Source organism: Thermogutta sp. (assembly GCF_039793925.1).
In the GTDB taxonomy this organism is placed as follows: Bacteria; Planctomycetota; Planctomycetia; order Pirellulales; family Thermoguttaceae; genus Thermogutta.
The window spans coordinates 1-11,440 of record NZ_JBAMME010000324.1; the positions used below are offsets into that span (position 1 = coordinate 1).

The 11,440-nt window shown below is 57.4% G+C and carries 8 protein-coding genes; all 8 read right to left on the reverse strand.

From position 1 onward, the window contains the following. Positions 1 to 226: hypothetical protein (locus ABJK56_RS17515; protein ID WP_347245969.1), on the reverse strand; the 226-nt coding region annotated here is incomplete at its 3' end. Between the two features lie 96 nt (positions 227 to 322). Then, positions 323 to 1,453 carry a hypothetical protein gene (locus ABJK56_RS17520; RefSeq protein ID WP_347245970.1) on the reverse strand — a complete coding sequence of 377 codons (1,131 nt, stop codon included), beginning with the start codon at positions 1,451 to 1,453 and terminating at the stop codon, positions 323 to 325. Next, on the reverse strand, positions 1,450 to 4,743 hold the full coding sequence (locus ABJK56_RS17525) for a DNA methyltransferase (RefSeq protein WP_347245971.1): 3,294 nt from the start codon (positions 4,741 to 4,743) through the stop codon (positions 1,450 to 1,452). The genes ABJK56_RS17520 and ABJK56_RS17525 overlap by 4 nt, the downstream gene beginning before the upstream one ends. Positions 4,744 to 4,747: 4 nt before the next feature. Next, on the reverse strand, positions 4,748 to 8,164 hold the full coding sequence (locus tag ABJK56_RS17530; RefSeq protein ID WP_347245972.1) for a helicase-related protein: 3,417 nt from the start codon (positions 8,162 to 8,164) through the stop codon (positions 4,748 to 4,750). A gap of 439 nt (positions 8,165 to 8,603) precedes the next feature. After that, positions 8,604 to 9,506, reverse strand: coding sequence for a hypothetical protein (locus ABJK56_RS17535; RefSeq protein WP_157731809.1), 903 nt, complete (start codon positions 9,504 to 9,506; stop codon positions 8,604 to 8,606). Continuing rightward, the gene (locus ABJK56_RS17540; RefSeq protein WP_095414551.1) at positions 9,503 to 9,874 is read right to left on the reverse strand and encodes a hypothetical protein; all 372 of its coding nucleotides are present in this window, start codon (positions 9,872 to 9,874) and stop codon (positions 9,503 to 9,505) included. Before ABJK56_RS17540 ends, ABJK56_RS17535 begins: the two co-directional genes overlap by 4 nt. Then, positions 9,871 to 10,905: an RAMP superfamily CRISPR-associated protein gene (locus ABJK56_RS17545; protein WP_095414550.1), complete on the reverse strand. Its 1,035-nt coding sequence runs from the start codon at positions 10,903 to 10,905 to the stop codon at positions 9,871 to 9,873. The genes ABJK56_RS17540 and ABJK56_RS17545 overlap by 4 nt, the downstream gene beginning before the upstream one ends. A gap of 13 nt (positions 10,906 to 10,918) precedes the next feature. Continuing rightward, a partial coding sequence (locus ABJK56_RS17550) for a hypothetical protein (protein WP_347245973.1) occupies positions 10,919 to 11,440 on the reverse strand: 522 nt, incomplete at its 5' end.

The following is an 11,440-nucleotide window of genomic DNA, read 5'->3' on the forward strand; positions in this document are numbered from 1 at the left end:
GCGCCCTAGAGAGATCGTAGGTTTTGAGAATGATACTGCCTGGGCACTTGATCGAGCAGAACAGCCCCAGCAAATCCCTCTGGAGGAGCTCGAGGTTCCCCTGGAGGAAAATGCACTCCGGGGCACGTTCGCCGAAGAACGCCTTGACCGAAGCGGGATAGGCGTCGTCATTCCGCTCCACGCGGATGGGGCGACGGATGTCTTTGGCCGGACGCGAGCGTTTCATCAGTCTTCGTCCCCCATGATGTCGTCAGCCGCGGGACACTTCATCTCGCGCGGAATCATCGGCAGCAGGATAGGGTAACAGCGACCCGTCACTACGTTATGCATAGTTCACCATTTCCATGCATGCCCGCCAGTCGAACCGAAATCCCTCACCGGGGAAAAAGTACGACCGACCATTGTAGCTCTTTAGCAACCCCAACTTGTTCCACAGCTTCGGTTCGTCCCTCAGAAACGTTGCCTTGGCCCGGCCCTTTGGCGCTTTGGCGATAACCCCAGCTTTTTCGAGCTCCTCGTCTAGGGCCTGCAAAAATAGTCGCGATTTCCTCTTACTCTTCCGCGGGATCTGTCGCTGAATATCCTCAACCCAGAGAATCAGCTCGATGTGCCGTCCAACCGTGAGTATTTGGTGACCTAAGAACAACTTGAACGACATGCTGTCCGGACCGTATATCTTGCCGTGCCGCAGCAAATCATACCCAGCCTGTGTTAGGCGATTGTTCGAGTCGATAAGCCCAACGTGTTTCATGGAGAGTTCGCTGTTAATCAACTCGGAGTTGTAATAGGACACTGATTCTGCCGGCTTTCGTGGAGATCCCTCCCAATTGAGCGCTTTCCCGCTCGATCGTTGACTCTTCCAAAAGTCCTCGAAGGCTTTCTCGAAGTTACAGTCCTGTTGATCCATCAGCTTAAGCAACTCGTATAGTTCATATTGCGACAGGTCCCGCCAATATGCCCAAAACACCTTTCGCTTTCGGCCTTGCCTACCCGGTATCGCGGTTGGCGAATTTGACCGCTCGCATAACGGCAGGCGCGTCACAAGTTGACTCGGATCACGCCCGTACTCAAGCACTGCCACTGGTAACCGCGGCACAATGACCTTGCCGAGAAGTTCTCCTAGATACTTACCAATCTCGAATCCATCCCGGCTAAATTGAGGTACAACTAGCACCCCGAATTCGAACAACTCGAGATAGGTGATAACTTGCCCCAAGCCCCGCACGTATTCCGGCCTCTCACGACCCGGCGGTTTGAACTCGATCGCGAGCGACGCACCCGTGCTTTCATCTTCGAATGCCTGATCTGGACGAGGCCAGTAAGCGATGCCCTGCCAGTACGTGGTTTTCGGGGAAAGCCGCCCCTTGACCGACCACTCGGCCTGGCCCTGTCGCACTTGGTGCAGCATCGCAGCAGCCGTAAGGTGTGCCATCTGGTGATGTTCGTAGCTCATTGGCCGCAATCCTCCTCCGACTCGAAATTCGTCCTGACGCATTGGACATAGAGCAACTCGATGTCTGCCCAGGCCTCCTCAAAACCAAATACTTTCGAAAATATCAAGTCGCTCTCGTCTGTTATGTAGCGGCATCGGGCTAGATTGTAGTTGCCGACTAGCCTCCCTGCGTTGACCTTGAATGACGTAGCTTCCCTCATGGCCTGCTCCAAGCGGTCGGCATAGCGTACCAGTTGCGCTTTCTCAGCATTCGGAAGCTGGGTGAGATCAATCGGAAGATCGGCGAACATCCATTTCGTGACGTGGAAGTCGTCGCCGATGGCAAACCAGAAGGCCAACATTATCTTTCCGTTCAGGAGGCACAATGCAACGGCTGCAAGGTCGGCTTCCCGAAAGTACACTTCACCGAACTTGGTATGCGGAATCGCTCTTCCGCGCTCGTCATAACAGGGAGGCAGGCTGCGGCAAAATGTGAGCCAGTTGTAGGCCGTTTTCTTGAAATAGAGCTTGTGCTTCGTTGGAGAAGGAGATATCGCAAACTCAAGTCGCCCACCCCGCCGAGAGGCTCGCTCGAAGGCGTCCACAAGTGTCTGCGTATTGAGCTTGGGGATACGACCTGACCAGCACTCAGGGTCGAATCGCACATACGACAGGAGACTAAGAAGATGATCTCGCTCCGACTCAAACCAGCGGTGTAGTCGTGTGGTGTACTGGTGTCCATCACCGCGCTTCGCACCAAGGTGGATCGTGTTCCGAACGCGCACATCGTGGGCAAATAGAGCGGCGGGAATACGTCCATATGATGAGAACCAGTTCGTGCGGTAGGCCGAGTAAAGGAGTTTCCGAAGAGGCGCGAAATCACTGCCGAAAGTGAGACTTAGTGGAATGATCATTCCAGCGTACCCACCAAGCTGCACGAGTTGCGATACGCGTTCAACGCACCAAGCGTAAATGTCGGGACAGCGTTCCGTCAGGTACTGCTTCACCGTGTAATTCTTGCGGACCTTCGCTGATGATACATACGGCGGATTCCCGATAATTACATGGAACCCACCGGCGTGCATAATCCCGTAGAACTCAGCGAACCAGTGGAAGGGCTGGTGACTGGCTTTCCAAGCCTCGAACTCCTTCGGCTTCCCCACGTTCACGCCATACTCGGCTGCCAGAAAGCGGTCGAGTTGGTCGGTTAGTTTTCGCAGCCGTTCCCGGAGCTCCTGCTTGTCTTGGACGGTGACCCGGCCACCGTGAGTGGTCTGCTGGGCGCGGAACTGGTTGAACGCCCGCTCGACCAACTCGGCCTCCTCCTCAATACGCTTGACGGCCTTGTCGAAGTCGAATCGTCCCTGCATCGCCTTTCGCACATCGTCGAGCGTCGCAAACCCGACAAGCGTGTTCCCGGCGCGGATGTTGAAGTCGATGTCCGGCAATGGTTCGATTTGGTCGATCGTCTCGACCTGGGCAACGAGTTTCAGGAAGAGACGCAGTTTGCAGATCTCGACCGCCTCCTCCATGATATCCACGCCGAAGAGGTTGTTGATGATGATGGACTTGAGAATGAAGTAGCGTTCGTTGGGGTGCTTGGCGATCTGCTGAAGAACCTTCTTGAAGTCGCTGAACTGTTCCGGGTGATGTTTCTTTCCCTCGAGGTCCTCGACGAATCGTTCCATCCGCTCGAGGCAGTCGCTGTAAAGGGTCTCCAGAATGCGGAGGGCCGCGAAGAGGAAGGCGCCGGAACCGCAGGTGGGGTCGAGCACGCTGACATGCTGAATTGCGTTCCAGAAAGCCCGCAAAAGTTCCGGCCCTTCGCAGTTGATGATCGCGTCCCGTGCGAATTGCCAGATATCCAGATTCAGCGTGATAAGGTCGTTGATCTCGTGCACCTCGCCACGCTGAAGTTTTTCACGGATTTCCAGGCAGCGGTTGCGGCGATAGACGTACTCACGCCAGGTCTCGGTGACAAGCCGGATCGGGTCGCCCGCCGGGGCTTGCTCCAGGTTGTACCGCTTATCGAACATACGTGCCTTGGGGTCGTGCATCCCCTTCTGGACGAAATCCGGAAGCTCCGATTCCGGCACGATGGAGCCGTCGTCCCGAATGACGCCATGGCGGACCGCGGGGTAGATATACCGGTCCGGGTCGTCGCGCAGGAGGCGCCAGAGGGCGGAATGGGGCTGGAAGGCGATAGCGCACTTTTCCTTCGCGGCCTCGAACAGGAAGGGAATGACCGTGTTCTTGCTGATGTACTCCGTGATGTCCTCCTTGGTATAGTAGGCCCCCATCTGCTTCTGGTTGACGTACTTTTCGAAGATGTAGCCGACCACGTCCGGGTTGATCTCGTTGTCGGCGCGGAGAGGGCGTTCGTCGAGGTGCCAGGCGTACTGGTCAAAGAAGTCGAAAAGTTTTTCAAAGGCATGGTCGGGAATGTCGATCTCGCGCCAGCGTTCTTCCAGTTCGTGGACCTCGAAGAAACTGCCGTTCAGAAACGGCACCTTGCCGAGCAGTTTTTCAAACTCGGGATCGAGCTTTCGTTCCTCGGGAGGCTTGCCGAGCCCTTCATGGAAAAGACGCAGCAGGAAGTAGCGGTAGAAGGAGTGGAACTTGTTCTTACCTCTGATCTTCTGCACCATCGCAAGGCGATGGCGCAGGTAGTCCGTGTCGCCGTCCAGAAAGCCCTTTTTTTGAATGAAGTACACGAACATCAACCGGTTGAGCATGAGCGACGTGTACCACCGGCGGTCGTCGTCCGAGGGGATCCCTTCGATGAGTTTTTGGAAGGCCGCATGCTCGGCCTTGAAGCGGTCGTAGAACCGCTTGGTGACCCTGTCCACGTCGAATGCAGCCCGGGCGCGGCCGGCTATATCCACGACGGTGATTTGCTCCTCTTCCTCGAGGCTCACGGCAATTTGGTTGAGCCTCTGAATGAGAGGGTCACCTGTTTGCTTGATGTGAAATCGATGGTCCCGGCTGGCGAGAGGCTTCCCTGGTTCGCGACGTACCCAGTGCCAGACCTGCTCGCCGGCCTTCTCGTCCGTATAGATAACAAAGTGCTCGCGGACGGATTTGGTCACCCGTTGGTCGATCTTGAGGCGAGTGGCTCGGTCGGGAATTGTGGGGCACAAGAACGCGACGAATCCCCTCTTTTGAGCAACTGCCGTAAGTCTGTACACGTTTCCTTCGACGGACACATCCAGCGTCGCGTGATGGTTGTCCCATCCCAGGTGTTCCCGAAAAAGGGTCTTGAAGTCGAAGGACTTGAGACACTGCCTGACGGCGGCAACGTCGAATTTCATGTGTTCACACCTCTCCATTGTTTCCTGGTTTTCCGGCGTCGCTTTCCGGTCTGCGGAGTCCGAGAGAGCAAATCACCTGGGGTTCGCCTGGCCCGCCCTTCTCTTCCACGCGGCACAGGCGGCCGTCTTGTCGCAACGCGATGACGAGGGCCGCCAGGTCTTGGTCCGAGATGCCGCTTTTGAGTTGGCGGTTGAGTGTATCGGTCGCGGATTGGAGTAGGGGGTACTTGTAAATGTCTTCGATGGCCTTCAGAAGTTCGGAAGAATCAAAGAGCGTTCCTTTGATCTGCTCCGCATACCTTTTGAGCCGCTCATACGTGCGAAACCGCGCGCCCGATGGGCGGCCCAATTGCCCGCCGACGGACTTCTCGGTTTCCACAATCAGCCTGACGCCCTTGGCGACCAGCTCGTGATGATCCTCGGCACGCGGCAGGGCCGGTGTGTCGGGATCGCACTCGGCCGCTTTGAGAATGGCGAACTGCGACTCGGTGACGCTATTGCCTTCCCTGTCGATCCAGGCCAGCGCGTCGTTCCCCTCGGCAGTCCGAAGATAAACCAACACGCCTTCCGGCCTGTCGGCTGTCGGTTGATGGGGCTTTGTTGAGTACACCACATTGGGCATATCGGAAATGATTTTCTCAAGGGAAGGATCCCGGTCGACGGCATTCTTCCAAATTTGATAAGCGTAGGAGGCCAGGTCAACTTCAGCGTCTTCCTCCCCGTCAAGGATGCCCGCCTTCTCGTTGTACAGGTTAATAAGTGGCAACTCGTCCTTCTCGCCTTCGAAAAACGCCTCGTCCGCCCCCACCACCTCTGCGTTCTCACGCAACCGCTCCATCACGCGTTGGCGGAGGCGGATGATACGCTCCACGCCATCCGCGGGAAGGAACGAGTAACAGAGAATCCTGTCCGACTTCTGGCCAATGCGGTCCACGCGGCCAGCGCGTTGGATGAGCCGAATGATGGCCCAGGGCAGGTCATAATTCACGATGATGCTGCAATCCTGGAGGTTCTGCCCTTCGCTCAGAACGTCGGTGGTTATCAGAACCCGCAGTTCGTCCTCTGGAGCGATACGGTCGCGCCGTTCATTGCTCACGGGGCTGAAACGGTATGCGATGGATGTCGGATCATCGGTTGCGCCTGTCACCGCTGCGACGGCCCTCAGACCGCGTGCCTTAAGCTGTTGTTCGAGGTACTCGACCGTATCGGCGAACTGGGAGAAGACAAGCACCTTGTCCTTCGGATGCTTCTTCGTCAGAAGAGTCACGAGTTCATCCAATTTGGCGTCCCGCTGGGGATCCCACGTCCCGGCGCGATCCAGAACCTCCATCAATGCCTTGGCGTCCCTGCGCAAGTCCTCGGCCAGTACCTGATCGAAAAGGTCCGGTCTCAGCCACCTGAAGCGGCGTCGGAATCGGGAAGCATAGCTTCCATACACAGCGGCAGCTCGGCTGCGAACCTCCGCCTCAGTGAGAGGGCCGTAAGTCGGCTTGTCCAACTCCTCGGGCGCGTCCTCATCGTCGTCCCCGGCGGCCGCCTCCCAAAGCTCGTGGTCCTGATCGTTCGCCCACGTATCGAGTAGCCCTACATCCTGCGTCCCGATCGGGAGCGGCAGCCCATTTTCAATGGCGTGCAGAAAAATGTAGTTGCGGAGGATGTGGCGCTGGATCGATAGGATGAACGAGTGCCCACTGCTTTCAAGACGCTTGAAGAGGTTCGTCCGGCAAAAGCCCTTGAGACGTGTTCCGGCGCGTGAGAGGTCGGCCAGAACCTTTGCTTCTTCGGGCGTGGGCGGCTTACGGGGCGACGGCTTCAGGTAGTTGCCCAGGGCGTAGCGGGGTAGCTTAAGGTCGTTCACCGTCTGTACAACGTCATCGGCGAAGAGCCGCGCGTACTGGTCTTTGGGGTCCCCCTGATTGATCTTGAACTTAATCGTCTTCGGCACGCGCACAGGGAAGTACACTCGCTGGCCATCCTCAAACTCGAGGTATTTGGAGTTGTTAACAGGATCGTACTTGGCATAGTTCTCTTGGATGAAACTCCGGGTACGGCGGACCAGGTACAGGCGCATGAGTTCACGCCAGTCGTCGGCGTACTCGCTCTTCTCGAATGCTGCTAGCGAGCGGACAGGGCATTGGTGTCGGCGGATGAATTCAGTCTCCCCTAGTTCCCGGAGAAGTCTTTCCGGTCGGATGCCGATGTCCTCATTCTCGTCAACGAAGAGCCGGAGCTGGTTCGAAAGGTCGAGATAGGTCTTGTTGTAGGGCGTGGCTGACAAAAGGATGACACGGCTATCGTTCGAAGCGATGTACTCCGCGATGGCACGATAGCGCTTGCCCTCGCGATTGCGCAGGTTATGACTTTCGTCGATAATGACCAGGCGGAAACGACGCAGGTTGGGAAGTTCCTGGAGAACCCGCGTGATCGACAGCACCTTGGCCCGGAGTCGATACCGCTGCCGGTAATCCTCCCACATTGACACCAGGTTCTTGGGGCAGATGATGAGTGTCTCCAGCCCGTAGTCGTCCTCGAAGATACGCGCCAATGCCGTGGCCATGAGGGTCTTGCCCAACCCTACGACGTCGCCGAGGATCACGCCACCGCGCTTATTGAGATGATGTGCAGCGATCTTCACGGCCGCCTTCTGGAACTCGAGGAGCTTGTTGCCAAAATCGGCCGGGATCCGGAACTCGCTCAGCCCCGCCCTGGCCTCCTGGGAAAGATGGTAGGCAATCTTGAGATAAATGTGGTAAGGAGGGATCGGCGCCGGCCGTGCCCAACTCTCGTTGATGATCTTCACGAGTTCCTCGGAAATGTCCCAGCAAAACCGGTCATTCCAACGATCCTCGAACCACTTGGCGAGCTTATCGCAGGCATCGTGGTCAAGGATGTCCACGTTGAGCTCTCCCTGCTTGGAAAGCCCCGCCAGGGTCAGGTTGCTGCTGCCGAGGTAGCCGATCTTGGGGTTGAGCGGGTCTTGCCGAAAGAGGAGGTAGAGTTTGGCGTGGAGCGGGTGGCGGAGGAACACCTTGACCACCACCTTCTTGGCCTCGATCTGAGACGCCAGATGGCGAAGTGCCGCTTCGTCCTCGTTGGTCGGAATGCCCAAAGTTAACTGGTCGCGGAATTCCTGGGCTAGCTTGCGCTTCATCATATTGGCGGTGGCCTGATCGGTTTCCTGCTCGCCCCTGACGGGATTCAATGCCTGCTTGAGCTGATCGTGCGGCATCTGCTGCATCCCCACCAGGATCCGACAGCAGTGACCGTCGCCGCCCGGCCATCTGTCAACCAGGGACGACACCTGTTTCCACCCGCGAAGGTTGAAGTATCCGACGCAGAAGTCCGCGCGTTCCGAAAGGCCCATCGCCTGGGTGAGAGCAGAAAGGAGATCCTTCTCGATGTTGTCGAAGATCTGGGGCATGATCTAACCTACCACCTCACTTTGTGGGGCTGTAGGGAAAAATCTCGTGTGTTCCATTAAGTCAATATTCTTCTTGTAGACATGCCGTTATACAAGTACGAGGGCGAAATCGTGCGAAGGAACATGTGGTCTTGAACGAGCGGCGCCACTGTGCGCGAGGTGGTGAATGATGTGCTGCAGCCAGAGAGGGAGGTGCTGCTCCGGTTTTTGAGCGGGACTTACCTCTTTTTTCATGATTTCTTGCCCACTTTATAAAGAAAGCAGTTAAGGCATCCGGGACTTCGCCCGTCTGCTGGCGGAAGGCCGTAGGGGAATTATGCCGGCTGGGGCAGTCGCAGGGCGCCTCGCCAGGTGGCCAGCGGTCCCGTGGCTAACCAGACGTGGAGGGTATGCAGGTGGCCCTTGCGTACCTTGTCGTCTTTGCGGGCGTGCTGAGAAATTACCCCGACGGGCATCTCATCGGTTTCGATGAGGCGGCGGATTGGCTTCTTTCGGCTTCCCATAAGCCATCCTTTCGGATGGTGTATTCTCTTGAGCAGCAGGCCGCGCAGGACCCGGGCGCCCAGGTCAAATCGCCCTTCTTGAGCCCACCTTGCGCCGTATCCCAGCCAGCGATGCATTCCATGCTTCCCAACAGTATTAAATCGTTTCGGGGTAACGTATGAGCCAGTACGCGCTTGGTGCTGCGCACTTTTGGTGAATCGTCGCTCAGATCCACCGTGGAGCCGAAAAGATCCACTGCTTCCTCCCAGAATACCCGCTGGAGGTGGCCCAAGCCATAGCGGATATCCCCTCCGACGAAGATTTCGTCAATGTCCTTGACCTGCTCAAATAAAGGTGTGTCCTTGCAAAAGAGGTAGCCCACCATGGCCACCGGTTTCAACTGTCCATCTCCATCCTGCCAGTAAGGACTGATCAGCTCAAATCCCCGCAAAGTGCCTTCCTCCGCGGTGTCGGATTCGGGCGCAATGGCCGTACCCGGACGAGTGCTCAAAAGGAGCGTCCGGAGGCGCCGATCTTCTAATTCAGCTTCTCCGTCTTCCCGATGCCACACGAGCCCTTTCCCTTGCCGGTATTGGGGAAGCCACACTTTCCATTCACCGTCCACCAACTCGGCGGGGAACAGATAGCTGAAGCGGGCGTCTTGCTGGAGTTTTTCCCCAACCGTCTTGTAATCCGGGGGGTCAGAAGTTTGCCTGTGTGCCAGTTCCGCGGTCAAGGCGCCCCAAAGAGCACGGGCGGGGATATACAGTCGCGTCCGGTTGAGGACGCCGGCCGGAAGCCATCCAAGGTGCAGAGGCGACCTCAATTGCCAAATCCAGCGATACATCGTCCAACTCATGATGAGCCATCTCCCCTCGCTTTCAGGTGATACCGCGCGTAGGAAAGGGCCATGCGCAGGAGGTCTCGGGCAAAAAGCAGATCGGCCAAGTTCTCCGCCAAACGTTTTATGGCGTCTAGGATGTCATTTGCACCGTCGAGCCGGTTATGGAAAACATCTTTCAGGAAAGAGAGCGATTTCCCGCTGATTGGGTCCGCTACTGCGCTGTGCTTGGCCTTTAGGTAGAGGAACATGGCATACGGCCCCTGTCCTTCCAGGACTGTGAGCGCCGCATTGAGGATTTTCTCTTCCATGTTGGGAATATTCGCCAACTCACGCCCCAGTTCGGCGCATCGGATGTCCAGGTTCGTCATCTGAGTGCTACTCATGGCTGGCCTCCTCCCTGGTTCGCAGGTGAATTGCAGTTGGCAGTCCGAGGCGATACGGGTTGACTCTCATACACCACATCTACACGCCCCATACCTCGTGAGCCCATACCACCAATGCCCAGGTGCTTGAGATAATCGTGGGCCTGTGCCGCCTTCTGGTATACATCATTCAGCCTGGACACGGCTGTAATGGATTGTCCATTTATGCTGAAGTGCGCTGGATTCTTGGCGATGATCTCCCACACCAGCACGGTGCCACGCGGTAAAGCCTCATACGAGAAAAGTGCCCGCTCTTCTGCCGCACCGGTAGCCGGATTGATAGAGACCGAAGTGCGCACCTCCAGGTTGCTGTTGACGACGTGGGCGAAAAGGCGGTCGGGCACGAGAGCCAGGCGGTTCTGAATAAAGTCGAGGATTTTGAGATTTTGGAAGGTCGTCTTGATATCGTGCATCTGGGCGCAACTTCGCGTTTCCAGCAAGAGCCAGCCCAGGTTGAGGCAATTTCCCGGATTTTCCACATAGACAGCGTCGTCGCATACGCCCTTCACCGGAAAACCGATCATGTCAAGCGCCATGGGACAGCTCACCCACATCGGTCCCTGGCGAGTGGGCACCGGGAAGAGGAGCACGTGGGCGTCGGTGAAGGCGGCCAAGCCGGCAAAACCGCCCTCCTGGCCGGCCCCACGGGCGAAGCCGAAGACGGTGCAGATGGGGCAATCGGGCTGACGGCAGTGGCCACGGTTCTTATCCAACCCCAATCCGGCGCAGTCAGGGTAGTAGGGTTTCCGGCGCCCCTGAGATTGTTGACCGGAGGAAGACGCTCCCTGCTTGCGCTGCCTCTCTTCTTCACAGTGCATCGCTACATAAGTGCGGTATACCCCAGCCAGGCTGGAACCGGGAATTTTGGGCACTTGGGTGACCGGGTCGCGAACGATGGGCAGGTCCACCCGACCAATGCGAGCAACCCCGGTGCCCACGTGGATGGGGTCCAGGGCAATGCCGATCTGGACAAACCTTTCATAACTCGCCATGGCTTTGGCTCCTTTACACACTTTCTTTCAACGCAGTCATGTGCCAATCTAGCGCCCATTGGAGAGTGCTTTGCACGGCGGCCTCGGTAAGCGTCTCCAACGCTACACGTTGCACTTCCAGATGATTCGCCAGGACACCGCACAGGGTGTCCCGCCAGAGGTCAGGTGGAGCCGCCGGGCCTCCAGCCGGCGATTGCCAATCCATTTCTAACCGCGCCAGCTCGCTGCGCAGACGCCGAAGAGCAGTCTGGCTCGGCGCCACCCGTTGCAGAAGCCTCCAGACCTCACGCATCTGTGCCCAATCCTCGAGGTAACGTGAACGCTTTGCATCAAAGCGGGCCGCGGTGCTGTCCAAAAAAAGGGTCTTCACCCGAGCAGGAGACACTCTAATCCCATCGCCGGGGCGCAGGTTCGCCACATGGCGGTAAACCTGACCTTGGGGATGCTGAAAGTCGCGGGGGAAGCGCACCTCCCGATCCTCCACGGCCACGTAGGGGTAGAAGACATCCTCCCGGCCGTCAGGTAGGGTGAGCGG

Coding starts and splice junctions, on each gene's coding strand:
- ABJK56_RS17520 (WP_347245970.1), bottom strand. CDS start 1,453: ATGAGCTACGAACATCACCAGATGGCACACCTTACGGCTGCTGCGATG.
- ABJK56_RS17525 (WP_347245971.1), bottom strand. CDS start 4,743: ATGAAATTCGACGTTGCCGCCGTCAGGCAGTGTCTCAAGTCCTTCGAC.
- ABJK56_RS17530 (WP_347245972.1), bottom strand. CDS start 8,164: ATGCCCCAGATCTTCGACAACATCGAGAAGGATCTCCTTTCTGCTCTC.
- ABJK56_RS17535 (WP_157731809.1), bottom strand. CDS start 9,506: ATGAGTTGGACGATGTATCGCTGGATTTGGCAATTGAGGTCGCCTCTG.
- ABJK56_RS17540 (WP_095414551.1), bottom strand. CDS start 9,874: ATGAGTAGCACTCAGATGACGAACCTGGACATCCGATGCGCCGAACTG.
- ABJK56_RS17545 (WP_095414550.1), bottom strand. CDS start 10,905: ATGGCGAGTTATGAAAGGTTTGTCCAGATCGGCATTGCCCTGGACCCC.